Consider the following 25,223-nt stretch of genomic DNA (forward strand, 5'->3'; position numbering starts at 1 on the left):
CCAGACCTTGGCGCAAGGTCCGGTGCGGCGTCAAGCAAAGCTACGCCTTGTGGTTGAGTGCAGTGGTCAGGATGCAATGCTCAGTTAATTCCATCCCATACCCGCTAGTCCTTTAACGCGGCCAGCTTCGGCACATCCTTTGCGCCGGCGGTGCCTCGGCCTGACAAAGACGGGTTTTCCATGAAAAATGTATGACAGGCGAACAGCTTGCCATCTTTGGGCTGCAATTCGCGCTCGGTGCTGCCATCGGCGGTCAGCACCCAGGATTGCGCCTCATCGGCCAGATTGGCGGCCATGATCTGGCTGACGATCTGTGCCTTGACCGTGTCATTATGCACCTCGACCAGCGTTTCCACCCGCCGGGTCAGATTGCGCCCCATCCAGTCCGCGCTGGAAAAGAACACCCGCGCCTGACGGCTTGGCAGGCCATGGCCTGACCCGAAACAGACGATCCGGCTGTGTTCCAGAAACCGCCCGACAATGGATTTGACGCGGATATTCTCGCTCAACCCCTTGATGCCGGGCCGCAATCCGCAGATGCCACGAATGACCAGACTGATCTTTACCCCGGCCTGCGACGCGGCATACAGCGCGTCGATCACCTCGGGCTCGATGATGCTGTTCATCTTGGCCCAGATCTCTGCCGGGCGGCCTGCGCGGGCATGATCCGCCTCGGCGGCGATCAGCTCCAGCAGGCGCGGTTTCAGGCTGATCGGGGAAATCGCCAGATTTTCCAGCCCCTCGGGCTGAACATAGCCCGACAGATAGTTGAACACCTTGGTCGCATCACGACCAAGGGCCGGGTCGCAGGTGAAAAACGACAGGTCGGTGTATATCCGCGCGGTGATCGGGTGATAGTTGCCGGTGCCGTAATGGGTATAGGTCACCAGATTGTCGCCTTCGCGCCGGACCACGGTGCTGATCTTGGCATGGGTCTTGTAGTGGATGAACCCATACACCACATGCGCCCCCGCCCGTTCCAGCCGTCGGCTCTGGCGGATGTTCGCGGCCTCATCAAACCGCGCTTTCAGCTCGACCAGTGCGGTGACCGATTTCCCCGCCTCCGCCGCTTCGCACAGCGCGCCCACGATCGGGCTGTCCCAGCTGGTGCGGTACAGCGTCTGCTTGATCGCCAGCACGTTGGGGTCGCGCGCCGCCTGTTCCAGAAACCGGATCACCAGATCAAACGTCTCATAGGGGTGATGCAGCAGAATGTCTTTCTGCTTGATCGCGGCAAACAGATCGCCCTCATGGTCCTGCACACGCTCCGGCACCCGTGGAGCAAACGGCGGCCACAAGAGGTCAGGGCGGCTCGAAAGCACCAGCTCTTTCAGGTCGGCAATCCCCAGCAGCCCCTTGACCTCGACCACCTCCGACTCGGTGACCGCCAGCTCTTCCATGATCAGCGCGCGCAGCTCGGCCGGTGCCCCTGCCGTCATCTTCAGCCGGATCACCTCGCCCCGCCGCCGCCGCTTCAGCGCGGTCTCGAACTCGCGCACCAGATCTTCGGCCTCATCCTCGACCTCCAGATCGCTGTCGCGCAGCACCCGGAACGCGCAATGCCCCCGGTCGGTATAGCCGGGGAACAGCATGTTCAGATGCAAGAGCAGCAATTCTTCGAGCGGCAGGAACCGATGCACCCCCGGTTTGCCCGGCAAGGGCACAAAGCGCGAAATCTGCTGCGGAATCGGCAACAGCGCCTTGAGCGTGCGGTGGTCCGACAACCGCTCCAGTTGCAAGGCCAACGAAAACCCGGTGTTGGGAATGAACGGAAACGGATGCGCCGGGTCAATTGCCAGCGGCGACAGCACCGGAAACACCTTGTGCAGAAAATGCTCCTCCAGATGCCGCAGATCCGCCGCCGTCAGCTTGGACCGGGTGACAATGCTGATCCCCTCGGCCTCCATCTCGCGCTTCAGGCCGTTCAGCACGGTCTGCTGGTGCTGCATCAGCTTGCGCGCATCGGCATGGATCAGCACCAGCTGTTCAGCCGGGGTGCGCCCGTCTTCGGAAAACCCGGCCTTTCCGGCCCGCACCAGCGCGCGCAGACCCGCCACCCGCACGGTGAAAAACTCATCCAGATTGGTGGCCGAAATCGACAGGAACCGCAGCCGCTCCAGCAGCGGCACATTGGGATTGGCCGCCTCGTCCAGCACCCGCCGGTTAAACGCCAGCCAGCTCAGCTCACGGTTAAAGAAACGCCCCGGCCCGGTGACCTCTGCCTCGGGCAGGGTAACGGGTGCGGGGAAGGGCGCTTTGAGGAAATCTGCCTGTGTCATGACTGGGGCTTATGCTTCAAAAATCTTACACTTTCATGACACTGTCTCATTCCGCCTCATCCCTGTCCAGCAACCCCTGCGCCGTCGCTCGGGTGATCGGCTTGCCCTGCGCCAGGGCGCGTGCATCCATCGCCGCGACCAGTTCGCGCGCCGCGTCGATCGAGCGTTCCATCCGCGCCACCAGCCAGGGGATCAGCGCCGGGGGCACCACGGTCTGGCGGTCGGCGAACAGCTTGACCAGCACCGCCGACAGCAGCGCATCATCGGGCGGCTCCAGCCGCGCCACCGATGCCGCATCCATCCGGCTTTTCAGATCGGGCAGGCGCAGGCCCCAGTCCCGCGCCGGGCCGCGCGCCGTCAACAGCAAAGACCCGCGCGGCACCACCAGATTGTGCAGGTGAAACAGCGCGGTTTCGGCCTCGGGCGTTCCCGCCACCGCGTCTGCATCCTCGACCGCCACCGCACCGCTTTCGGCCAGCACCAGCAGATCCGCCCCGGCCAGATCGGCCCCGGCAACGATCACCGCGCCCGCCGTCGCGGCCCACAGATGCGTCAGATGGGTCTTGCCCGCGCCCGGCGGCCCGACCAGCAGCATCTTTCCGCCCGGCCAACCCCGCCACGCCTCGACCGCCGCCAAAGCATGCGCATTGGTGGCGGAGGCAAAGAAATCTTCCCGCCGATAGGCCGCCTGAACCGGCAGATCAAATGCCAGTTGCCGGATCACACCACATCCTTTTCATGTTCATGTGCCACAGGTGTTGGAGCGGGCGGTGCCGGCGGCACGCTGTCTACCCCACGATACAACACTGAAGCCTGATACTGGCTGATCGCAAATCGCATCAGCACCCCCAAAGACGCCGCCACCGGCACCGCAATCAGCATCCCGGCAAAGCCCAGCAGCGCGCCAAAGGCTGACAGGGCCAGCAACAGCCAGACCGGATGCAGCCCGACCGAACTGCCCACAAGTTTGGGCGTCAGCACATTGCCTTCGATGAACTGGCCAAAGGCAAAAATCGCCGCCACAATGCCGATTGCCACCCAGTCGCCCCAGAACTGGAACAGCGCCAGACCAATCGCCAAAATCCCGCCGATGATCGCGCCGACATAAGGGATGAACGTCACCGCCCCGGCAATCGCCCCGACCACAAGGCCGAATTGCAACCCGGCAAGCATCAGCGCGACCGAATAATACGCCCCCAAAATCAGACAGACCGTCAGCTGCCCGCGCACAAAGCCCGCGAGCACGTCATCAATCTCCCCCGCCAGCCGCCGTACCGTGGCCACATGATCCCGTGGGATCATCGCATCCACCCGCGCCACCATCTTGTCCCAGTCCAGCAGCAGATAGAACGCGACCACCGGCACCACGACGATAAAGATCACCGCAGAAATCACCGACATCGCCGAGGAGACGATCCCCTGGGCCAGATCGCCGCCCTTTGACTGGATGAAATCGCCGATATCCGCGAGGGTCTTGCGCATGATGCTGGTCTCATCCGACAACTCGGGAAACCGCTCGGTCAGAAAGGTCTGCAGATTGCGGGAAATCTCGGGGGCTGCGTTCACCAGGGCACTGGTCTGCTGGATCAGTGTCGGAATCACCGCCAGAACCAGCAGAACCACCACCAGAAACATCAGCAGGGTAATCAGTGCTGTCGCTGCCACCCGGCTCATCCCGGCCCGTTGCAGCCGGTCGGCAACCGGGTCAAGGAAATACGCGATCGCCCCGCCCACAAGGAACGGCACCAGCACATCTCCCATCAGATACATCAGCAGCAGGAACATCACGCCCGCAACGCCCCAGTATTTCGCCTGCTGTGCCATCGGAAGTGCCATCGTGCCCGCCCCTGCCTGTCTGATCGGCCTTCATCCGCCCGGCCTTGGTATTGGCCCTGATATTGCTGCTGAAAGGGCCATGTGCAAGCCCACATGGTCTGAAAGACCGGTCGCAGCCCCCCTCCCTCTCCCTCCCCCACAAGGGGGGAGGGAAGCGCCTGTGCTGCAAACGCAGGGTTTTGTGCCGATCCGGGGCAGGGCCTGTGACCTGTGCAGGCGCGTAGCCTGCGCCGCACGCGGCCAGCCGCAGCTTCCCGCCCTCCGCCAAATGCGCCTCCCCTCCCCCTCGTGGGGAGGGGATGGGGGAGGGGGGCACGTCGCTTGCCACCGGGACAGGGCCTGCCGCCGCCGCGTCCCAAACACCGCACTTGCGATTCGGCGGGCAAAGGCCCATCTATCGCTGACAGGCTCCGCCCCCCACGCCATGCGTGGGACCGCCCCTGATGCTTTCCGGCCCCTGTGCTGACCGCGTGTCAGTGCCGCCGGTGGCAGCGATCCCTCCGGCATGGGCCGGGGTGGAACTCCGGCACAAGGGAACAGGCCATGTCCAAAGAAAAGAACCGCGGCAACAAAGAGACCAAGAAGCCCAAGAAAGAGGTCGTCAAGGTTCTGGCCACCGCCAATGCGGGCCTGAGCAAGGATGGCACCACCATCGCGGGCAAAAAAATCAAGCAATAACGGCGGGGGGCACCCCGCCACATACCCCGCCATTTGTTAAAAATCGGTAAAAATCCCAGTGTAAGCCATTGTAATCAAGTGATATCAATGGCTGTAACACAGTGGGCAGTCCGTCAGCGAACCTGAATCGCCTGCAGATGCTCGGCAATCTGGACCAGCCGCGCCGGCGTGGGCGACATGATCCCGTCCCCCCCGTCATAGGGCATCAGATCGCTGTCCAGCAGCGGGCCGAAATTCGGCATCACAGCACCGCCCTTGCCCCCGGTATAGCCCCAGATCTTGGCCATCACCTTGGTCGTCGGAAAGGTTCCGCCATTCCGCCGCGCCAGTCGGGTCAGATCCGGCGGCCGCCGTGTCAGAGTGCCCGCCATCTCGCCGTCGCCCGTGCCGGAAAGCCCGTGGCACCCGGCACAGAAATCGGCAAAATCCTGCGCCCCGGTCGGCATCTCCTTGGGTGCCTTCGCAATCACGCAGGCCCCCAAAGCAAGGGCCGCGAACAGGGATATGATGGGCAATGGCTGTGCCATGGCGGCCTCCTTCTTGGTTTGGATCAGGGTGACAGGGCCGCAGGCCGGGCACAAGGGCTTCAGGCGGCGGGCTCAGGCGACGCGGCCCTGATCCAGCCGCACGATCCGGTCCATCCGGGCCGCCAGCTCCATGTTATGCGTGGCGATCAGCGCCGCCAGCCCGGTCGCGCGGACCAGATCCATCAGCGCGGCAAACACCTGATCCGAGGTGGCCGGATCAAGGTTCCCGGTTGGCTCGTCCGCCAGCAGCAGGCGCGGCGCATTCGCCATCGCCCGGCAGAACGCCACCCGCTGCTGCTCGCCCCCGGACAGCGCGGCGGGGCGGTGATCGGCGCGCGGCCCCACGCCCACACGGGTCAGCAGATCCATCGCCCGCGCCTTGGCCGTCGCCTCATCCGCGCCATTGGCCAGTTGCGGGATGACGATATTTTCCAGCGCCGAGAACTCCGGCAGCAGGTGGTGGAACTGGTAGATAAAGCCCACATCCGCGCGCCGCACTTCGGTCCGCGCCTTGTCGGACAGCCCGTTCATGTCGCGCCCGTTCAGCCGGACCTGGCCGGTGTCGGGCGTATCGAGCAGCCCCGCGATATGCAGCAGCGTCGATTTCCCCGCCCCCGAGGGCGCGACCAGAGCCACCACCTCGCCCGGCTTCACCGACAGCGTGGCCCCGCGCAGCACCATCACTTCGGAGGGTTTGCCCTTGTTATAGGTCTTTTCGATTCCCGAAAGGTCCAGCGCCAGATCCTGTGACTGATCACTCATAGCGCAAGGCCTCCACCGGGTTCATCCGGGCGGCGCGGCGGGCCGGAAAGATCGTGACGATAAACGACAGCCCCAGCGACAGCGACACCGCCGACAGCACATCGGCCCATTGCAGCTTGGCCGGCAGCGCGTAGATCCCCCTGATCGACGGATCCCAAACCCCCCCGCCAGCAAGATAGTTCACCGCCGAGAACACCGGGTCGATATAGAGCGCGAACAGGCAGCCCAGAGCCACGCCCAGCACCGTGCCGACAATGCCGGTAAAGGCCCCGCACATGAAGAAAATCCGCAATACCGCGCCTTCGGTCAGCCCGATCGTACGCAAAATGCCGATGTCCCGGCCCTTGTTCTTCACCAGCATGATCAGGCCGGAGATGATGTTCATCGTGGCGATCAGCACCAGAATCGACAGGATCACGAACATGATGTTGTCCTCGACATCCAGCGCCCTCAGGAACGCACCAGAGGAGTCACGCCATGTCCACAGGATCGCGTCATCACCGCCCGCCTGTAGCAGGGGGGCGGCATAGCGGTCGATGTCATCGGGGCGATCCACCATCACCTCGAACTCATCCGCCATGCCTTCGCGGTTGAAATAGCTCTGCGCCTCGGCGAACGGCATATAAAGCCGTGTCTTGTCAATGTCATAGCGCCCGGCGGTAAAGATATAGACCACCTCATAGGCGTTCACCCGAGGGCTGCTACCAAAGGCAGTCTTGACCCCGTCGGGCGAGATTACGCGCAGCCGGTCGCCCACGGTGACCCCCAGTTCGCGCGCCAGAACCGAGCCGATGGCTACACCTTCATCAAACCGGTCAATGTCGCCATAGGCATCCGCGCCAAGGCCGACACGGGGAATGGATTTCAGGTCATCTGCGGACAGCCCATACACCTCGGCCCCGTTGGTGCCCTGCTGGCTGGAAACCATGACCTGACCGCGGATCATCGGCGCGGCGCGCGTTACGCCGGGCACGGCGGCAAGGGTCGCTGCCCGCGCCTCATAATCCGGAAAGCCCTTGATCAAGTTGCCATATTCATCGGCCCGCCCCGCCGAATAGATCGTGACATGGGCGTTGGCTCCCAGAATGGTGTCAACAAACTCCGCCCTGAACCCGGCCCGCACCGCCAGCGTGGCGATCAGCGCAAACACCGCCAGCGTGATGCCGATCAGGCTGATCCAGGTCATCACACTGACCCCGCCTTCGGCGCGTTTGGCGCGCAGGTAGCGCCAGGCGATCATCCGTTCAAAGCGGGAAAAGGGGGCTGTCTGGGGCATGTCTGCTCTTTATGTCTTTTGGGCGGACAGTGTCGGTTGCTGCCTGTCGCGTCAAGACGTGGCGGGCCGGAGCACCGTCACTTCGGCGGGATCACCCTTAGCCAACCGCGATGGCGATGGCCGCAAAGTGCAATCCGGCGGCTATCGCCACGCACAGATGCCAGATCGCGTTGTGAAACCGCAGGCGGTGCCATTTGTAAAACGCGACCCCGCCGGCATAGGTGAGGCCGCCCAGCACGATCAGCCACAGCGATACACCCGGCAGCGCCTCGCGCGCCGGGCCGACCGCCAGCACACCCATCCAGCCAAGCGCGATATAGGTGACCACTGACAGCCGGTCATAGCGACCCGGCAGCGCCAGCTTGACCACCACCCCCAGAACCGCCCCGGCCCAGACCACCGCGCCCAGAACCCAGACCATCAGGCCGGGTTCGAACTGCGCCAGAATGGCGGTGTAGGTGCCTGCAATCATGACGTAGATCGCCGAATGATCAAACCGGCGCAGCATCCATTTCAGCGCCGAGGGCGGGGCCATGTTATAGGCCAGTGAAAAGCCGAACATCAGAAAAAACCCGGCCGCATAGACCGCAAGCGCCACAAACAGGCCAAAGTCAGCCCGCGCCAGCACATGATAGAGCAGCGCCGAAAACGCCATGACCCCGGCGATCAGCGCAACGCCGTGCACAACGCCGTCAGCCACCAGCTCTCCGACGCTGAAAGGGCGCTTATTCAGTCGCGGATGGTCGGCAGGCAGGGTCATGGCAGCTCTTTCAGGGACAAATGGATGATGCCCTTGCAGAGCCTGCCGTCAATCGCCAAACACATTGACGTTGCGTTCCGGCAGCATTTGTCAGGCCGGACGGGCGGGGATGCGGTCAGTTGCGTCCGGCCATTGACCGCACCGCCCTGCGCAGCCGGGCCATGGGGCGGAACGCCTCCCGATAGGTGTTGAGCGCCATCTTGAAGTAGAGCTGGTCGGCATGATGGGCCTGCACAGCTTCGACCCCGCGTGTCGCGTAAAACTCCAGATAGGCGGTGATCACGTCCTGAAACGGAATGGGTCTGGCATCGACCAAGGCAACCCCCGGGTCATCTTCAAACCGCAACTGGCCTGCCTGCTTGACCCAGGTCTTGACCGGCAAGCCAAAGTGACAATTCCCCGGATGATTGCGCACGAGGTTCAGATCAAGGTCGTCCAGATCAAATCGGCGCGAAAACCGGCGGCAGAGTTCCAGATACGGCGCGGTTTTCGGGTGCGACTTTTCATAATGCAGGGCGGTGTCGCGCCAGTTGTCGGCATAGAAATCAGACATCGGCACCTCGACGCCCGCCTCTGTCTCACGCTGTCTGATCTGGCCGACCGACCATGCGACGCGCGCCTCGATCTGCGCAGGTGTCAGGACCGGAATGTCGTGAAAGGCGGTCAGCGTTTGTGCGGGAGAAAGCCCCGCGCAATAGGCGGCGGCAAAGCTCACGTCTTCTTCCCAGAACTGAAACGGAAAATCCGGGGCTTTCCAGGTGTTGAACACGGTGCCCGGCAACAGCGCATCAAAGTGCAGGGCCGGAAATACCTCGATCCGCTTTCCCTGCCGCTGGCGCAGCGATGCCAGCGTGCAGCTCTCGACCTTCGCGTTCACGATTGGCTGGGTGAGGATGACCTCGGCCTGCTCGATCAGGCTTTCCACCCAACCGGCCTGGTCGGCGGCCAGTTTATGAACCTGAAGATCGCCGATCGGCTCATAGGTGCTCGCAAAGCGACGCGAGGCGGCGCGTAGGAAAGCGTGGTGAAGCAGGGGGCCCTGACAATTCGAAATCACCAAGAGTTTCAATGCGGGCCCCCTGCAGCTTATGTCACGCCTGACCTCATACCTGTGTCAGCGATGTGCCGCATAGATCTGCACGATGCGATCCACTGCAGCTTCGGCCGAGATCTCTTCGGACTCGCCGCTGCGGCGGCTGGTCAGTTCCACCACCCCGTTTGCCAGCCCGCGCGGGCCGACGGTGATGCGCCAGGGCAGGCCGATCAGGTCCATGGTGGCGAATTTGGCGCCCGCGCGTTCCTCGCGGTCGTCATACAACGCCTCCAGCCCCTTGGCTTTCAGCGCCTTGTACAGCCCCTCGCAGGCCAGATCGGTGCTGGCGTCGCCCTGTTTGAGGTTCACGATCCCGACCGGGAACGGCGTGACCCCTTCGGGCCAGATGATGCCCTTGTCATCATGGCTCGCCTCGATGATCGCGCCCAGCAGGCGTGACACCCCGATGCCGTGCGACCCCATCTCGACCGGCACTTTCGACCCGTCGGGCGTGACCACGGTGGCCCCCATCGACTCGGAATACTTGGTCCCGAAGTAAAAGATCTGGCCAACCTCGATGCCCCGGCCCACCTTGCGGCGCTCTTCCGGGATCTGGTCGAACAGGGCGGCGTCGTGGGTCTCGTCGGTGCGGGCGTAGAGGGTGGTGAATTCCTTGCAGATGCCCGCCACCTCGTCGCGGTTGTCGAAATCGACCTCGCGCTCGCCCAGTTTCAGGTCGGTGACGGCGGAATCATAGAACACCTCCGACTCGCCGGTGCTGGCGAGCACCAGGAATTCATGGGTGTTATCGCCGCCGATCGGGCCGGAGGCCGCGCGCATCGGGATGGCGGTCAGGCCCATGCGTTCATAGGTGCGCAGATAGCTGACCATGTGGCGGTTATAGGCGTGCAGCGCCGCGTCCTTGTCGATGTCGAAGTTATAGCCGTCCTTCATCAGGAACTCACGCCCGCGCATCACGCCGAACCTTGGCCGCATCTCGTCGCGGAACTTCCACTGGATGTGATACAGGGTCATCGGCAGGTCTTTGTAGCTGCCGACATGGGCGCGGAAGATGTCGGTGATCATCTCTTCGTTGGTGGGGCCGTAGAGCATGTCGCGGTCGTGGCGGTCCTTGATGCGCAGCATTTCCTGGCCGTAGTCATCATAGCGGCCGCTCTCGCGCCACAGGTCGGCGGGCTGCAGGGTGGGCATCAGCAGGGGGATGTGACCGGCGCGGGCCTGTTCCTCATGCACGATCTGCTCGATCCGCTTCAGCACCCGGTAGCCAAGCGGCAGCCAGGAATAGATGCCCGCCGCCTGCTGTTTGATCATGCCCGCCCGCAGCATGTAGCGGTGGCTGACGATCTGGGCCTCGGAGGGGTTTTCCTTGAGGACGGGGAGGAAGTATCGGGAGAGACGCATGAGGGGCGGCCTATCGCTAAAGGGGGTCGGAAGGTTCCTAGCCGCTTCGCGGGGGTCAGGCAAGGCTGCTGAGGCTTCCCCCTGTGTTACAAGGAGGCGGAGTGTTTGAAATCAAGGGGTTAGGGGTGCGGGATTCAGGAGTTGTTAAGGTTTGGGGGAGGGCGGGGTGAACCCCGCCCTACTTCGAAAACAGTGATTGCTCTCAATCTCCAAAATATGAAGAACTGAAAGCAACTAGTGCTTGAGCCATGGTCGCACATGCGATCACTAAAGTTAGATTTCGTATCCATTTATTATAGGATAACTGGTCGTTGTGTCTTCGATCATCTTCAATGTGCGAAGCTATCGATGCAATAGACTTTCCTTTAACCGTGAGTTGGTCTTGATGTTGGTCAAGGTCTCCGGATGCTATAAGTGAATCAATTACAAGGTCAAGCTTTGTAATTATTTCGGATATTTTAGGGTGCTCCCAAACGTTGTCAGTGTACAACAGGCTAACTACATCGAGACGATCTATTCGTACTTGGTCAAAAGCTGGCGCAACTTCTTTTGATCCTCTGCGAATATGCTCATCAACAAGAGCTTGCAAGACGTCGTGTCTATTCTCTCTCAATTTTAACGAGCGAATGAATTTCTGCTTTTGAAACCTCATGATTAAGTCGTGTCGAAGATGAAAAAATGAAAAAGTTCCCCAAAAATACTCTAGCGCACTTCCATATCTAATTTCTGTGTCATGATACCAATGCCGAATCATTAAGTGAGTTCCATTTGTCAGCTTGAACGGAATGGAGCATTGATATCTGGCCGAAGGTTCATAAATGCGAAGGGCAGAGTAAAATTTTTCGTTAACCTCTGTAATGCGATACTCATTTTGTTTGTCATTGGAAAAGCTTACCAAAACTGCTTTAACATCTAGATCCTTATCCGTCGATGAAATCCAGTCATTAGCTGGCTTCTTGAGGGCATGCTTGACGGCGCATCTATTGAAATGCTCAATCACAAATCCAACTCCCCTACAAACCATGCATTCTCCTGAGTACGCTGAAACCGCAGTTTCGGCTTCTTGCTCATCACTCCTATACCAACACCCTCTGCACAATTCCCGGCTCCTTATCTATGAGCGCCAGCAATACCCGTGCCGGGCCGTCCGGGGTGCGGCGATTGTGTTCCCAGTTCAGTAGGGTGGCTTTCTTGACGCCGATGGAGCGGGCGAAATCTGCCTGGCTGAGGCCGGTCCGGGCGCGGATCGCGCGGACATCTGGGGTGGGCACCTCGATGTGATGGACAATTGCGCCGGTGTCTTCGCCCTGTGCGAAGGCGATGGCCTCAAGGAGGCCCCGTTCGATCCGCTTGAAAGCTTCGCTTGTCATATCCGCCTTCCGTAATGGGCGGCGAGCAGGTCGCCGAGTTTCAACAGAGTTGCAAGTTCCGGGGCCGACAGGTTGGCCTTTTCGTTCTTGGCAAAGACCGCCACCAGAATCACCGGGCCGGTGCTGCGGCGGTAGAAATGGATGGTTCGAAATCCGCCGCTTTTTCCCCCGCCAGCCCTGCCGAAACGCAGTTTCCGAAGGCCACCACCCAAGGACACGCCCGCCTCGGGGTTTGCGGCGAGGGTGTCGACCAGTTCAGCACGTTCGGCCTGGGTCATAACGCCTTTAGCCTGACGCAGAAATTCGTCCAGTTCCACAACCGTGGTCAGCATGTATGTGCCATTGGCGTATATGTCAATGGCGCACAGCCCTCACACATCCAACTCCTCCACAAACCGGGCATTCTCCTGAATATACTGATACCGCAGTTCCGGTTTTTTCCCCATCAGCCGCTCGACCAGATCGCCGGTCATGCCGGGTTCGTCTTCGTCGATGCTGACGCGGATCAGTTTGCGCGAGGCGGGGTCCATGGTGGTTTCTTTCAGGTCTTTGGCGTCCATCTCGCCCAGACCCTTGAAGCGTTGCACGTCGATTTTGCCTTTGCCGCCAAGGCCTTTGGCGAGCCAGAGGTCTTTTTCGGCGTCATCGGAGACATACATCCGGCGCGCGCCTTGCGTCAGGCGGTAGAGCGGCGGGCAGGCGAGGTAGAGGTGGCCCTTGTCGATGAGCGGGCGCATCTGGGTGAAGAAGAACGTCATCAGCAGGCTGGCGATATGGGCGCCGTCAACATCGGCGTCGGTCATGATGATGATCTTGTCATAGCGCAGATCATCGACGTTGAACTTGGTGCCCATCGAGACGCCAAGGGCTTCGCAGATATCGCGGATTTCCGAGTTGTCGTGCAGCTTGGCCGAGGCCGCGCCCAGCACGTTGAGGATCTTGCCCTTGAGCGGCAACAGCGCCTGCGTCTCGCGTGAGCGCGCGCCTTTGGCAGAGCCGCCCGCCGAGTCGCCCTCGACGATGAACAGCTCGGTGCCCTCGCGGTTTTTCGCGGTGCAATCGGTGAGCTTGCCGGGCAGGCGCAGTTTCTTGGTCGCGGATTTGCGGGCGGTTTCCTTCTCCATCCGGCGGCGCAGGCGTTCTTCGGCGCGCAGGATCAGGAAATCGAGGATGGAGCCGGCGGATTTGGGGTCGGCGGCGAGCCAGGTGTCGAAATGGTCACGCACTGCCAGTTCGACATAGCGGGCGGCCTCTTCGGTGGCCAAGCGGTCCTTGGTCTGGCCGACGAATTGCGGCTCGCGGATGAAGCAGGAGACGAGGGCGCAGCCGCCGGTCAGGAGGTCGTCGCGGGTGATCTGCTCGGCCTTGCGGTTTTTCACCCGCTCGCCATAGGCGCGGATGCCCTTGAGGATGGCGGCCCAGAAGCCGGATTCGTGGGTGCCGCCCTCGGGGGTGGGGACGGTGTTACAGTAGGACTGGATGAAGCCGTCGCGCGCGGGCGTCCAGTTGATCGCCCATTCGACGGAGCCGGGGACGTTGAATTTCTCGGTGAACGGGACTTTGCCGGCAAAGGGGCGCTCGGCATAGGTGGTGGATTTGGCCAGCGTGTCGGTGAGGTAATCGGCAAGGCCGCCGGGGAAGTGGAAGATCGCCTCCAGCGGGGTTTCGCCATCATTGACGGCGGTTTTCCAGCGGATTTCCACGCCCGAGAACAGGTAAGCCTTTGACCGCGCGGCCTTTAGCATGCGGGCGGGTTTCAGGGTGAGGCTGCCGAAGATCTCGGGGTCGGGGTGAAAGGTGACGGTGGTGCCGCGCCGGTTGGGGGCGGGGCCGACCTTTGCGACCGGGCCTTGCGGGATGCCGCGCGAGAACTCCTGCACGTAAAGCTCGCGGTTGCGGGCGACCTCGACCCGCATGTGATCGGAGAGCGCGTTGACGACCGAGGCCCCGACACCGTGCAGGCCGCCGGAGGTGGCATAGGCGTCGCCGCCGAACTTGCCGCCCGCGTGCAGGGTGCAGAGGATCACCTCCAGCGCGGATTTGCCGGGGAATTTCGGGTGCGGGTCGACCGGGATGCCGCGACCGTTGTCGCGGATGGTGACGGTGTTGCCGTCATGCAGCTCGATCTCGATGCGGGTGGCGTGACCAGCCACCGCTTCGTCCATCGCGTTGTCGAGGATCTCGGCCACCAGATGGTGCAGCGCGCGCTCATCCGTGCCGCCGATGTACATGCCCGGCCGTTTGCGCACCGGCTCCAGCCCTTCGAGCACCTCGATCGAGGAGGCGTCATAGGTGGGGGTCGCGGCGGACAGAAGGTCATTGGCCATGGCATGCTCGATTCTTGTTCTGGGTCAGGGCTGGCCGCATTAGATCACCAGCAGGGCGCGGGGCGCAAGATGTGGGGGCGCAAGATGTAGGGGCATTGCGGGGACAGGCCCCGCGCCCTAGGTTCGGGAAAGCAAATTTGGAGGATCGGACGATGCGGGTATTTTTCACGGGCGGCTCTGGCAAGGCGGGGAAACATGTGATCCCGTATCTGGTGGGGCAGGGACACCGGGTGCTGAACTTTGACCGGGTGCCGCTGGGCGGGGCGGGGGTGCATGACCTGTTGGGCGATGTCACCGACGCGGGGCAGGTGTACTCGGCGATGCACAGCCATGCCGGTTATGACGAGCTGGAGACGGGGCAGGGGGCAAAGGCGTTTGACGCGGTGGTGCATTTCGCGGCGGTGCCCCGCATGATGATGTGCCCGGATACCGAGACCTGGCGGGTGAATGTGGTGGGCACCTATAACGTGATCGAAGCGGCGGTGAAGCTGGGCATCCGCAAGGTGATCGTCGCCTCAAGCGAGACCACCTATGGCATCTGCTTTGCCGATGGCGTCACCGACCCGCATTCCCTGCCGCTGACCGAAGACTACGACATCGATCCGATGGACACCTACGGCACCTCAAAAAAGGTCAACGAGGTCACCGCGCGCAGTTTCGCGCAGCGCTCGGGGGCGGACATCTACGCCCTGCGGATCGGCAATGTGGTGGAGCCGCAGGAATATGAAACGCTGTTCCCGCAGTATTTCGCCAATCCGCAGCTGCGGCGCAGGAATGCGTTCAACTATGTCGACGCCCGCGATCTGGGGCAGATCGTGGATCTGTGCCTGAGAAAGGACGGGTTGGGCTATCAGGTGTTCAACGCCTGCAACTCGACCAATGGCATGAACATCCCCAATGCCGAGCTGCTGGCGCGGTTCTTTCCCGATGTGCCGGTGACCGAAGAGCTGGGCCCGTGGGACAGCCTGATGTCGAACCGCAAGATCCGTGATGTGCTGGGGTTCAGGGACGCCCATGACTGGCGCGGCATCCTGCCTGACCACGGCTGATCTGAAGGAGCGGCTGCGCCGCGCGGTTTTTATCTCGTCGCGCGGCTGCGCCGCGTCTCCTTGGGTGTGCGCTCCGCGCGGGAGTATTTTAGAAGCAGCAATCCTTCCTTATTCTTTGGATTGCTGCTTTGGAAATACTCCGGGGGGAGGCGAAGCCGGGGGGCTGGCCCCCCTACTCGGGTTCCGCTGCGCGCTTTGCCCAGACGGTCTGGAACGCCGGGCGGCTTTGGGCAGCGGTCAGCCAGCGGGCGACGTTGGGGAAGCTGTCGAGCAGCGGGCTGTGGCTTTGGGCGTAGCGCAGGCATTCGGCGACCATGATATCGGCGACGGTGAAGCGGGTCAGGAGCCAGTCCTGCGGTGCCAGATGCGCCTCCAGCCGGGCGAGTGGGCGCTTGAGCTTTTCGGCGGCGACGCGGATGATGCCTTGCCCGGTCGCGGTATCGGCCTGTCCGTCGCGCAGTGTGTAGAGGATTTCGATGGCAGCGGGTTCGACGGCGGTGGCGGCGAACAGCGCCCATTGTTCCATCAGGGAGGATTCGTCATCCGAGGTCGGGCCAAGGCTGCCGCCGTATTTGCGGGCGATGTGCAGGCAGATGGCGAGGGATTCGGTCAGCAGCAATGCGCCGTCACGCATGGCAGGGACCTGGCCCAGCGGGTTGATGGCAAGGTAGTCCGGCATGGCGGTGTTCAGCGCCGCGCTGGCGGCTGTGCTGTCGGTCAGCCGGTAGGCCTGAATCACCGGGATATGGGTGAAGGGGGCTTTGCATTCCTCCAGCACCCAGAGCGGGCGGATCGCGCGGGATCGGTAAACGCCGTAGATGGTCAGCATCGGGGTTGGTCCTTTTGTGGGTACGGGAATAGCAGCATGATGCGTCGGGACGGGCAAGGGCCGATCGCTGGCGGACCTGTCCGGCGCACCGGCAAATCTGCGCTGACACCCGGTTTGTGGGCATGGCGGCTGCATGTGCTTTGGGCTAATCTGTGCCGGATGAAAAAACTGTTGGCGGCGATTGTTGGTCTGGTCCTGTCTGTCCCGGTCGGGGCGGCGGCGCATCCGCATGTGTTCATTGATGCGACCATCGAGGTGATTTTTGATGCGACGGGCCGGGCCGAAGCTTTGCGGATTGGCTGGACCTATGATTCTCTGTTTTCCATGACTTACGTGGCCGAGATGGGGCTGGACCCGGATTTTGACGGGGTGCTGACGGCGGAGGAAGAGGCGTCGCTGGCGGGGTTTGACATGGATTGGCATGAAGATTTTGCCGGAGACACCTACGCTTTGCTTGGTGAGGTGCCGGTGGGTCTGTCCGCGCCGCTGGAGCCTACGGCGGCGTACCGGGACGGCTCTCTGGTATCCACCCATCTGCGACGGTTGTCGGCGCCGGTGGCACCGCTGGGCGCGGATCTGGTGGTGCAGGTTTATGATCCGTCGTTCTATACGTCTTATCTGATTGCGCAGACTCCGGTGTTGACCGGGGGAGAGGGCTGCCGGGTACAGGTCTATGAGCCGGACCGCGCGGCGGCGGATGCGCGGCTGGAGGCGGCGATGCAGGAGTTGGCGGGCAGTGCGGACGCCGAGACCGAGTTTCCGGCGATCGGGGCCGCCTATGCCGAGGAGGCGCGGATTGCATGCGGGCCATGACCGGGGTGTGGCGGGGGCTGGCGCTGGTCGGGCTGGGGATTGCGCTGCTGTTGGCGGTGCTTTGGGTCAGTGGCGTGACCGAGCCTTTGGCGGCTTGGGCGGCGGGGCAGCAGCGCGCGGTGCAGGAGGCGCTGGCGCAAGCGGTGCGCGCGCTGCGCGGCGGTCAGCCGGGGGCGTGGTCGGCGTTGCTGGCGGTGTGTTTCGCCTATGGCTTTTTCCATGCGGTCGGGCCGGGGCATGGCAAGGCGGTGATCGGCGGCTATGGCATGGCGCGGCGGGTGCGGTTGCCGGTGCTGGCGGGCCTGGCGCTGGCCTCGTCGCTGGCGCAGGCGGCGGTGGCGGTGGTGTTGGTGGCGGGCGGTGCGTATGTGCTTGGCTGGACCCGGCCGCAGATGGAGGACTTTGCCGGGACCGCGATGATGCCGGTGTCGCATGGGCTGATTGCGGGGTTGGGGTTGTGGCTGGTGTGGCGCGGGGCGCGCGGACTGGCGGCGCGGCGCGCAGAGGGGGCGGTGGGGCATGATCATCATGGCCACCACCACCATCATCAGGATGAGGCCTGCGGCTGCGGCCATGCGCACGGGCCGAGCGTGGAGCAGGTGGCGCAGGTCACCAGTGCCCGCGATGCGGCGGTGCTGATCGGGGCGATTGCGCTGCGGCCCTGTTCGGGGGCGTTGTTCCTGTTGATCCTGACCTTTGCCATGGGCATCGGCTGGGCCGGGGTGGCGGGGACTTTTGCCATGGGGCTGGGCACGGCGGCGGTGACGGTGATGGTGGCGGGGCTGGCGTTCTGGGCGCGGGAGGGGGCTCTGGCCGCCCTGCCCGGCGCGGGGCTGGCGCGGTTTTTGCCGGGGGTGGAACTGGCGGCCGGGGCGGTGATTGCGGCGGTGTCGCTGATGTTGCTGGCCGGGTCGCTCTGACCCTTGCCTGCGGCAGATGGTCGTCGTATCGGTTTGCCTATGAATTCAGCAGTTGTCCCCCCGCCCGCATCGCAATCTGCGGCAGATCATGTCCGCGCCACGCTGGCGCTGGGCCTGCCGCTGATCGGCAGCCATGTCGCGCAGTTTGGTCTGCATGTGACCGACACCATCATGCTGGGCTGGTATGGCGTGGTGCCGCTGGCGGCGGGCGTGCTGGGCGCGTCGAGCTTTTTCGTGATGTTCATCCTTGGGTCCGGCTTTGCCAAGGCCGTGATGCCGATGGTGGCCAATGCGCAGGCGCAGGGCGATGAGGTGCAGGTGCGCCGGGTCGCGCGGATGGGGCTGTGGCTGTCGATCCTGTTCGGGGTGCTGATCTATCCGGTGTTCTGGGGATCGGAGGCGATCTTGCTGGCGCTGGGGCAGGCCGAGGATGTGGCGGCGCTGGCGCAGGATTATCTGCGGGTTGTGGGCCTGGGAATGATCCCGGCGCTGCTGGTGATGGTGCTGAAAAGCTATCTGTCGGCCCTGGAGCGCACGCAGGTTGTGCTGTGGATCACGGTGGCGGCGGTGCCGTTGAACGTGGCGATCAACTGGGCGCTGATTTTTGGCAACTGGGGCGCGCCGGAGCTTGGGGTGATGGGCGCGGCAGTGGCGACGCTGACCATCCAGATCCTGTCGCTGCTGTTCTTGTGCCTTTACGCGGCGCTGCTGCCGTCGCTGCGGCGCTATCAGCTGTTCATCCGGTTCTGGCGGCCGGACTGGGGCGCGTTTACTGCCGTGTTCCGCTTGGGCTGGCCGATGGGGCTGACCGGGCTGGCCGAGAGTGGTTTGTTTCAGGCGAGTGCCTTGATGATGGGCTGGATCGGCACGGTGGAGCTGGCCGCACATGGCATTGCGCTGGAGATCACGGCGCTGACCTTTATGGTGCATGTCGGCCTGTCCAACGCGGTGACGGTGCGCACCGGGCGCTTTGCCGGGGCCCGCAATTATGACGCGATGCGGCTGGGGGCCAAGGTGGCCATCGGGCTGTCGCTGGCGGTGGCGGGGCTGACCATGGTGCTGTTTCTGAGCCTGCCCGAGCCGATGATCTCGCTGTTCATCGACCCGGCGGAACCGGCGCGGGGCACGATTCTGGCGGTGGGGGCGGCGCTGCTGGCCTGTGCCGCGCTGTTCCAGCTGGCGGATTCGATGCAGGTGATGGCGCTGGGCCTGCTGGCCGGGGTGCAGGATACGCGGGTGCCGATGATCTATGCCGCGATCAGCTATTGGCTGATCGGGATGCCGGCGAGCTATATTCTGGCGTTTCCGCTGGGCTTTGGCGCGGTCGGGTTGTGGCTGGGGCTGGTGGTGGGGCTGGCCTGTGCGGCGGTGAGCCTGATGGCGCGGTTCTGGGCGCGACTGCCTGCGGCGGTGTGATTGGGGGAGCGTCGAGGGGGGCGCTGCCCCCCGCCTGCGGCCCCCCCGGAGTATTTGCAAAGCAGCAATTGCAAGGGATGGGTTGAGGCGGGAGCGGGCGCGCGCTATCTGGGGCGGGTTCTGCAAGGAGAGCTGCCATGCCTGTGTTTCTGACCTCTGAGGATGCGGATTTCGAAGCGCGGTTTGCGGCGCTGTTGGGTATGAAGCGCGAAGAGGCGGAAGATGTGGATCAGGTCGTGGCCGGGATCATCGCCGATGTGCGGACCCGTGGCGACACGGCGGTGCTGGAGCTGACGGCACGGTTTGACCGGCTGGAGCTGACGGCGGCGGGGATGGCGTTTTCGGACGCGGAGATTGCGGCGGAGATTGCAAAGGTCTCGGCCGAGGACCGGGCGGCGCTGGAGCTGGCGGCGGAGCGGATCCGGGCCTACCATGAGCGGCAGCGCCCCGAAGATGCCAGCTGGACCGATGCAGCGGGGGCGCAGCTGGGCTGGCGCTGGACGCCGGTTTCGGCGGCGGGGCTCTATGTGCCGGGGGGGCTGGCGTCTTATCCGTCATCGGTGCTGATGAATGCGATCCCGGCCAAGGTGGCGGGGGTGTCGCGTCTGGTGGTGACCTGCCCGACGCCGGGTGGCGTGGTCAATCCGCTGGTTCTGCTGGCGGCGCAGATTGCCGGGGTGGATGAGGTGTACCGGATCGGCGGCGCGCAGGCGATTGCAGCGCTCGCCTATGGCACGGCGACGATTGCGCCGGTCGACAAGATCACCGGGCCGGGCAATGCCTTTGTCGCGGCGGCCAAGCGGCGGGTGTTTGGCCGGGTCGGGATCGACATGATCGCGGGGCCGTCGGAGATTCTGGTGATTGCCGATGCCGGGAATGACCCGGACTGGATCGCGCTGGACCTGCTGAGCCAGGCGGAGCATGACCAGAGCGCGCAGGCCATCCTGATCACCACCGATGCCGGCCTGGCTCAGGCGGTGGTGGCGGCGGTCGAGGCGCGGTTGCAGACGCTGGAGCGGCGCGAGATTGCCGGGGCATCGTGGCGCGACAATGGCGCGGTGATCGTGGTGGCGGATCTGGCGCAGGCGGCGGCGCTGGCCAACCGGATCGCGCCCGAGCATCTGGAGATCATGGTGGAGGACGCCGAAGCGCTGGCAGCAGCGATCCCGCATGCCGGGGCGATATTTCTGGGGCCGTGGACGCCGGAGGCGATCGGCGATTATGTCGGCGGGCCGAACCATGTGCTGCCGACTGCGCGCTCGGCACGGTTCTCATCCGGGCTGAATGTGCTCGATTTCATGAAGCGCACCACGATGGCGCGGATGACGCCCGAGGCGTTGAAAGCCATCGGCCCCAGCGCCGAGCGGCTGGCAATCAGCGAAAGCCTTGAGGCGCATGGGCTGAGCGTGCGGGCGCGATTGGACCGGCTGAATGGGTGAGGCGCAAGGGCTAACCTCTTGCGCCACGCGCGGCAGTCGGGCATCACCTGTGCATAGCCGCGTAAGGTCCAGCTCATGACGAACCGCATCTGCCATATCGAAATCGACGACAAGGGCCTTGCCCGCCCGACGGCGGAGATCGAGCAGGAGCGCCGGGTGGCGATCTTTGATCTGCTGGAGGAAAACAGCTTTGGCCTGCCCGCGCGCGAAGGGCGGCCGGTGCCGCCGGGGCCGTACCGGGTGGCATTGGCGATCCGCGAGGGGCGGCTGGTGTTCGACATAGGCTCGGAGGCGGGCGAGACGGTGGGGGCGTTTCATCTGTCGCTGGGGCCGTTCCGGCAGGTGGTGAAGGATTACTTCCAGATCTGTGAGAGCTATTTCGAGGCGGTCAAACGGCTGCCCCCCAGCCAGATCGAGGCGATCGACATGGCCCGGCGCGGCATCCACAATGAGGGCGCGCGAGTGTTGCAGGAACGGCTGGAGGGCAAGGCCGAGGTGGATACCGATACGGCGCGGCGGCTGTTCACCCTGATCTGCGTTCTGCACTGGGGGTAGGCGTTTTGGGTGATTTCCCCCATTCGGTGCTGTTTTGTTGCGACCATAATGCTGTGCGCTCGCCGATGGCTGAAGCGATGATGAAAAAGTTCTATGGTCAGCGGGCCTATGTGCAATCTGCCGGGGTCCGCAATGACATGGAGGTGGACGGGTTTTCGGTCGCTGTCTGTCAGGAACTGGGGATCGAGCTGGCCCGGCACCGCAGCCGCAGCTTTGAAGAGATGAAGGAATGGGGCGATGATCTGTCGCAGTTCGACCTGATCATCGCGCTGTCGCCGGCCAGCCAGCGCATGGCGCTGGAGCTGACCCGGCATTTCCATCTGGATATCGAGTATTGGCCGATTCTGGACCCGACGGGTCTAGGCGAATCGCGTGAGCACAAGCTGTCGGCCTATCGGCAGGCGCGCGACCAGATCCGCGACCGGATGATCGCGCGGTTTGGCACTCCGACCGCCGGTGAGGCGGGGGAGTAGGCGGCCGCGGTCAGGCGGTCAGTTCCGGCGCTACAGGTGCCTGCGGCGCGCAGATCCGGGGCAGATTACCCTCGATCCAGGCGGTCAGGGCGATGACATGCGCCGCCGCCTCGACCCCCAGCGGGGTCAGGCTGTAACTGACATGCGGCGGCACCACATCACGCGCGACCCGCAGCACAAATCCATCCGCCTCCAGCTGTTGCAGGGTCTGCGCCAGCATCCGCTCACTGACGCCGGTGATGCGGCGGCGCAATTGGGCAAAGCGGTGCGGGCCGGTGGCGAGCGTGACCATCACCAAAGTACCCCATTTGCTGGTCAGGTGCTGCAGAATGGCGCGCGATGGGCAGTCGGCGGCCAGAACATTGCCCCGGTCCCAGTGGTCCACCAGATCATGTGCTGTCTTGGAAAGGGTCATGTGCGCCTCTGCGGTATACTAACAAAAATGTAGGTACTTCCGTTTCGGAAGTAAAGCCCATACCTCTCTGGTATCAGCACAGGAGAGACCCATGACCACCATCGCCCTTACCGGAGCCACCGGCCAGCTCGGCCGCCTTGCGATCAAAGCCCTTGTCGCGCGCGGGGCGACCCCCATCGCGCTTGCCCGCAGCCCGGACAAGGCGGCAGATCTTGGCGTAGACGTGCGGGCCTTTGACTACACCGCCCCTGATGCGGCGGCGCTTGCGGGCGTGGAGGTGCTGGTGCTGATCTCGTCGAATGATTTCAACGACCGCGCCGGACAGCATGCCAATGTGATCGCGGCGGCCAAAGCGGCGGGCGTGGGCCGGGTGGTCTATACTTCGCTGCTCAAGGGTGATGGCTCGCCGATGCTGCTGGCGCAGGATCACATCGCGACCGAAGCGGCGCTGAAAGCGTCGGGCCTGACCTACACCATCCTGCGTAATGGCTGGTATCTGGAGAACCTGACCGGATCTGTGGGCGCGGCCCTGGCGCATGGCGCGGTGATCGGCGCTGCCGAAGACGGATTGTTCTCTGCCGCTGCCCGCGCTGATTTTGCCGAAGCCATAGCGGTGACCGCAGCAACATCCGGTCACGAGAACGCAGTCTATGAGCTGGCGGGCGACACTGCCTTTACCATGGCCGAGTTCGCTGCCGAACTTGGCCGTCAGTCTGGCAAAGCCCTGCGCTATGACAGCTTGCCCGAGGCAACCTATGCCGGCATCCTGACCGGCTTTGGCCTGCCCGAAGGCTTTGCCCGCATCTTGGCCGACAGCGACGCCCATGCCGCCAAGGGTGCCTTGCACGATGACAGCCGCACGCTGTCGCACCTGATCGGCCGCCCGACCACACCGATGGCAGAGGCGATCCGGCAGGCGCTGGCAAGCCTCTGATATTTGCTGCTTTCCAAATACTCCGGGGTTGCCCATTTGTTTCGCCATCGATTCGAGAAACAAATGGGCTGGGGGGCTGGCCCCCACTCCTCCGCCTGCCAAAAGGGCCTAGCCATCCGGATGAATGCCGCTATCGTGCGGTCAAAACCCCGGAGCCTTTCATGTCCAGATCAGACGCCGAAACCACCCTTGCCGCCTATTACGCCGCCTTCAATGCGGGTGATCCCGCCGGAATGCTGGCGCTGGTGACCGATGATGTCGAGCATCGGGTGAATGAGGGGGGCATCCGGCACGGGCGCGCAAAGTTTGCGGAATTCTGTGCCCATATGGGCGTCAGCTACCGTGAAGAGCTGCGGGATCTGGTGATCTTTGCCAATGACGATGGCACGCGCGGGGCGGCGGAGTTTACCGTGCATGGCGAATACTTGCAGACCGATCCGGGTCTGCCAGAGGCGCGGGGGCAGCGCTATGTGCTGCCTGCCGGGGCGTTTTTTGATCTGCAAGGCGGCCGGATTGCCCGGATCACCACGTTTTACAACCTGTCGGATTGGGTCGCGATGGTGTCGGCGTGAGTCGCGACGGGCTGACGGACGGGGTTTCGGTGCGCGCCTTGCAGGGCGCGGAGCTGGAACCGCATCTGGATGCGGTGGCGGGGCTCAGGATCGCGGTGTTCCGCGACTGGCCCTATCTGTACGACGGCACGCTGGAGTATGAGCGCGAATATCTGCAGACCTATCGCGACTCGTCCCAAGCCCTGCTGGTGGGGGCGTTTGATGGTGAGCGGCTGATCGGGGCCTCGACCTCGACCCCGATGGAGGATCACGCCGAAGAATTTGCCGCGCCGCTTGGCGGGGTGGGGGTGCCGTTGGGCGCGATCCTCTACGGGGCCGAATCGGTGCTGCTGCCCGAATATCGCGGGCTTGGGCTGGGGCACCGGTTCTTTGACCTGCGCGAAGATCATGCCCGGGCCTTGGGGCGCAGTCATGTCGCGTTTTGTTCGGTGCAGCGCCCCGAGGATCACCCGGCGCGGCCCGCGACCTACCGGACCAATGATGCGTTCTGGCAGGGCCGGGGCTATGCGCCGCTGCCCGGTGTGAAGGCTGAATTTTCATGGCTGGATGTCGGTGACACCGCCGAGAGCAAGAAACCCCTGCAATTCTGGATGCGCGCCCTATGACCGATTTCACCCTCGCCGCTGCGGCCTATGATCTCACCTGGTTCGACCATTTCGATGACCACTCGGCCAAGCTGGCCGCCTGGGTGGCCGAGGCTGCCGGGCAGGGGGCAAAGCTGCTGGTGTTCCCCGAATATGGCTCAATGGAGCTGGCCAGTCTGGGCGGGCGCGCGGTGGCGGCGGATCTGGAGGCCGGGTTGCACGAGGTGGCGCGGCATGGGGCTGCCACCGATGCGCTGCACCTGGAACTGGCGCGGGCCCATGATTGCCTGATCCTTGGCGCGTCGCGGCCGTTTTTTACCGGCAAGCGCCCGGTGAACCGCGCCACTTTGTATGGGCCGGATGGCATCATCGGCCATCAGGACAAGCAGATCATGACAAGGTTCGAGCGGGAAGAGTGGGATGTGGTGGCGGGGCAGGGGCTGACCCCTTTGGACACCGATCTGGGCCGGATCGGGGTGATCATCTGCTATGACAGTGAATTCCCGCTGCTGGGGCGGCATCTGGTCGATCAGGGGGCCGAGATATTGCTGGCCCCGTCCTGCACCGAGACGCTGGCCGGGTTTTCCCGCGTGCGGATCGGATCAATGGCGCGGGCGCTGGAAAATCAATGCGTTGTCGCCCATGCGCCGACCGTCGGGCCTTGCGATTTCTGCCCGGCGGTGGATGCCAATACCGGCTCGGCGTCGATCTATGGCCCGCCCGACACCGGCTTTCCCCCCACCGGCATTCTGGCCGAGACCGCGCTGAACGTGCCGGGCTGGGCAGTGGCAGAGGTGAGCCTGGAGGCGATCCGCCATGTCCGCCGCGACGGGCGGGTGCTGAACCATCTGCATTGGGCAGAGCAGGCGGCGCGCACCGCGGAGTGAAGCAGGCTGCTCCTCCCAGCCGCGCGCGGAGAGGGCCGTCAGGGCCGCTGAGTGGGCCGGGGCGGAG

27 protein-coding genes are annotated in these 25,223 nt (G+C 63.7%); 12 read left to right on the forward strand and 15 right to left on the reverse strand.

Going from position 1 to position 25,223, the window contains the following annotated elements; genetic code table 11:
* Positions 1-104: 104 nt before the first annotated feature.
* The 3 genes from D1012_RS01905 to D1012_RS01915 are packed head-to-tail and all read right to left on the reverse strand — an operon-like array spanning position 105 to position 4,115.
* Positions 105-2,279 carry an RNA degradosome polyphosphate kinase gene (locus D1012_RS01905; RefSeq protein WP_118149629.1) on the reverse strand — a complete coding sequence of 725 codons (2,175 nt, stop codon included), beginning with the start codon at positions 2,277-2,279 and terminating at the stop codon, positions 105-107.
* Positions 2,280-2,325: 46 nt separating this feature from the next.
* Positions 2,326-3,003 carry a P-loop NTPase family protein gene (locus D1012_RS01910; protein WP_118149630.1) on the reverse strand — a complete coding sequence of 226 codons (678 nt, stop codon included), beginning with the start codon at positions 3,001-3,003 and terminating at the stop codon, positions 2,326-2,328.
* Positions 3,000-4,115 carry an AI-2E family transporter gene (locus D1012_RS01915; RefSeq protein ID WP_118149631.1) on the reverse strand — a complete coding sequence of 372 codons (1,116 nt, stop codon included), beginning with the start codon at positions 4,113-4,115 and terminating at the stop codon, positions 3,000-3,002. Before D1012_RS01915 ends, D1012_RS01910 begins: the two co-directional genes overlap by 4 nt.
* 543 nt (positions 4,116-4,658) lie before the next feature.
* On the opposite strand from D1012_RS01915, the gene D1012_RS23140 reads away from it, so the two are divergent.
* Complete coding sequence (locus tag D1012_RS23140; RefSeq protein WP_267897815.1) at positions 4,659-4,793, forward strand: hypothetical protein; 135 nt, start codon at positions 4,659-4,661, stop codon at positions 4,791-4,793.
* Between the two features lie 113 nt (positions 4,794-4,906).
* Here D1012_RS23140 and D1012_RS01920 read toward each other — a convergent pair whose 3' ends face one another.
* The 10 genes from D1012_RS01920 to parE all read right to left on the reverse strand — a co-directional run bounded on the left by D1012_RS01920 (position 4,907) and on the right by parE (position 14,270).
* Positions 4,907-5,320 carry a c-type cytochrome gene (locus D1012_RS01920; RefSeq protein ID WP_118149632.1) on the reverse strand — a complete coding sequence of 138 codons (414 nt, stop codon included), beginning with the start codon at positions 5,318-5,320 and terminating at the stop codon, positions 4,907-4,909.
* 72 nt (positions 5,321-5,392) lie between these two features.
* Complete coding sequence (locus tag D1012_RS01925) at positions 5,393-6,082, reverse strand: ABC transporter ATP-binding protein (RefSeq protein WP_118149633.1); 690 nt, start codon at positions 6,080-6,082, stop codon at positions 5,393-5,395.
* Positions 6,075-7,358, reverse strand: a complete 1,284-nt coding sequence (locus D1012_RS01930; protein ID WP_118149634.1) for a lipoprotein-releasing ABC transporter permease subunit — start codon at positions 7,356-7,358, stop codon at positions 6,075-6,077. Before D1012_RS01930 ends, D1012_RS01925 begins: the two co-directional genes overlap by 8 nt.
* A gap of 97 nt (positions 7,359-7,455) precedes the next feature.
* On the reverse strand, positions 7,456-8,118 hold the full coding sequence (gene trhA / locus D1012_RS01935) for a PAQR family membrane homeostasis protein TrhA (protein WP_118149635.1): 663 nt from the start codon (positions 8,116-8,118) through the stop codon (positions 7,456-7,458).
* A gap of 115 nt (positions 8,119-8,233) precedes the next feature.
* Entirely contained in the window at positions 8,234-9,187 is a 954-nt protein-coding gene (locus D1012_RS01940) for a WcbI family polysaccharide biosynthesis putative acetyltransferase (RefSeq protein ID WP_147335607.1), read from the reverse strand.
* A 45-nt stretch (positions 9,188-9,232) separates the two neighbouring features.
* Positions 9,233-10,573 carry a proline--tRNA ligase gene (gene proS, locus D1012_RS01945; RefSeq protein WP_118149637.1) on the reverse strand — a complete coding sequence of 447 codons (1,341 nt, stop codon included), beginning with the start codon at positions 10,571-10,573 and terminating at the stop codon, positions 9,233-9,235.
* Positions 10,574-10,775: 202 nt separating this feature from the next.
* Complete coding sequence (locus tag D1012_RS22315; protein WP_147335608.1) at positions 10,776-11,573, reverse strand: hypothetical protein; 798 nt, start codon at positions 11,571-11,573, stop codon at positions 10,776-10,778.
* Between the two features lie 76 nt (positions 11,574-11,649).
* Positions 11,650-11,943, reverse strand: a complete 294-nt coding sequence (locus D1012_RS01950) for a helix-turn-helix domain-containing protein (RefSeq protein ID WP_118149638.1) — start codon at positions 11,941-11,943, stop codon at positions 11,650-11,652.
* Positions 11,940-12,275 carry a type II toxin-antitoxin system RelE/ParE family toxin gene (locus D1012_RS01955; protein WP_118149639.1) on the reverse strand — a complete coding sequence of 112 codons (336 nt, stop codon included), beginning with the start codon at positions 12,273-12,275 and terminating at the stop codon, positions 11,940-11,942. The genes D1012_RS01950 and D1012_RS01955 overlap by 4 nt, the downstream gene beginning before the upstream one ends.
* Before the next feature lie 39 nt (positions 12,276-12,314).
* Positions 12,315-14,270 carry a DNA topoisomerase IV subunit B gene (gene parE / locus D1012_RS01960; RefSeq protein WP_118149640.1) on the reverse strand — a complete coding sequence of 652 codons (1,956 nt, stop codon included), beginning with the start codon at positions 14,268-14,270 and terminating at the stop codon, positions 12,315-12,317.
* Positions 14,271-14,422: 152 nt separating this feature from the next.
* Between parE and D1012_RS01965 the strand changes: the two genes are divergently transcribed.
* Complete coding sequence (locus D1012_RS01965) at positions 14,423-15,319, forward strand: NAD-dependent epimerase/dehydratase family protein (protein WP_118149641.1); 897 nt, start codon at positions 14,423-14,425, stop codon at positions 15,317-15,319.
* 172 nt (positions 15,320-15,491) lie between these two features.
* On the opposite strand, the gene D1012_RS22320 is transcribed toward D1012_RS01965, so the two are convergent.
* Positions 15,492-16,148, reverse strand: coding sequence for a glutathione S-transferase family protein (locus D1012_RS22320; RefSeq protein ID WP_147335609.1), 657 nt, complete (start codon positions 16,146-16,148; stop codon positions 15,492-15,494).
* A gap of 159 nt (positions 16,149-16,307) precedes the next feature.
* Between D1012_RS22320 and D1012_RS22325 the strand changes: the two genes are divergently transcribed.
* From D1012_RS22325 to D1012_RS01995, 6 genes are all read left to right on the forward strand, one after another.
* The gene (locus tag D1012_RS22325; RefSeq protein WP_158569162.1) at positions 16,308-16,961 is read left to right on the forward strand and encodes a DUF1007 family protein; all 654 of its coding nucleotides are present in this window, start codon (positions 16,308-16,310) and stop codon (positions 16,959-16,961) included.
* A complete protein-coding gene (locus D1012_RS01975; RefSeq protein ID WP_233516988.1) occupies positions 16,949-17,881 on the forward strand; it encodes a nickel/cobalt transporter in 933 nt (310 codons plus the stop codon). The genes D1012_RS22325 and D1012_RS01975 overlap by 13 nt, the downstream gene beginning before the upstream one ends.
* A gap of 39 nt (positions 17,882-17,920) precedes the next feature.
* A complete protein-coding gene (locus D1012_RS01980) occupies positions 17,921-19,297 on the forward strand; it encodes an MATE family efflux transporter (RefSeq protein ID WP_118149643.1) in 1,377 nt (458 codons plus the stop codon).
* 137 nt (positions 19,298-19,434) lie between these two features.
* The gene (gene hisD / locus D1012_RS01985; RefSeq protein WP_118149644.1) at positions 19,435-20,736 is read left to right on the forward strand and encodes a histidinol dehydrogenase; all 1,302 of its coding nucleotides are present in this window, start codon (positions 19,435-19,437) and stop codon (positions 20,734-20,736) included.
* 75 nt (positions 20,737-20,811) lie between these two features.
* The gene (locus D1012_RS01990; protein WP_118149645.1) at positions 20,812-21,291 is read left to right on the forward strand and encodes a UPF0262 family protein; all 480 of its coding nucleotides are present in this window, start codon (positions 20,812-20,814) and stop codon (positions 21,289-21,291) included.
* A gap of 5 nt (positions 21,292-21,296) precedes the next feature.
* Positions 21,297-21,764: an arsenate-mycothiol transferase ArsC gene (locus D1012_RS01995; protein ID WP_118149646.1), complete on the forward strand. Its 468-nt coding sequence runs from the start codon at positions 21,297-21,299 to the stop codon at positions 21,762-21,764.
* A 10-nt stretch (positions 21,765-21,774) separates the two neighbouring features.
* Here the strand turns inward: D1012_RS01995 and D1012_RS02000 are convergent, their stop codons facing one another.
* Positions 21,775-22,179, reverse strand: coding sequence for a winged helix-turn-helix transcriptional regulator (locus D1012_RS02000; protein WP_118149647.1), 405 nt, complete (start codon positions 22,177-22,179; stop codon positions 21,775-21,777).
* Positions 22,180-22,270: 91 nt separating this feature from the next.
* On the opposite strand from D1012_RS02000, the gene D1012_RS02005 reads away from it, so the two are divergent.
* The 4 genes from D1012_RS02005 (at position 22,271) to D1012_RS02020 (ending at position 25,156) form a co-directional block, all read left to right on the forward strand.
* Positions 22,271-23,113, forward strand: coding sequence for an SDR family oxidoreductase (locus tag D1012_RS02005; protein WP_118149648.1), 843 nt, complete (start codon positions 22,271-22,273; stop codon positions 23,111-23,113).
* Positions 23,114-23,274: 161 nt separating this feature from the next.
* Positions 23,275-23,685: a ketosteroid isomerase-related protein gene (locus D1012_RS02010; protein ID WP_118149649.1), complete on the forward strand. Its 411-nt coding sequence runs from the start codon at positions 23,275-23,277 to the stop codon at positions 23,683-23,685.
* Positions 23,682-24,290 (forward strand): GNAT family N-acetyltransferase, encoded by a 609-nt coding sequence (locus D1012_RS02015; protein WP_233516990.1) that lies wholly within the window; start codon positions 23,682-23,684, stop codon positions 24,288-24,290. The genes D1012_RS02010 and D1012_RS02015 overlap by 4 nt, the downstream gene beginning before the upstream one ends.
* Positions 24,287-25,156, forward strand: coding sequence for a carbon-nitrogen hydrolase family protein (locus D1012_RS02020; protein ID WP_118149650.1), 870 nt, complete (start codon positions 24,287-24,289; stop codon positions 25,154-25,156). Before D1012_RS02015 ends, D1012_RS02020 begins: the two co-directional genes overlap by 4 nt.
* The last annotated feature ends 67 nt before the right edge of the window (positions 25,157-25,223 follow it).

The organism is Pseudotabrizicola alkalilacus, from assembly GCF_003443995.1.
Lineage (GTDB): Bacteria > Pseudomonadota > Alphaproteobacteria > Rhodobacterales > Rhodobacteraceae > Pseudotabrizicola > Pseudotabrizicola alkalilacus.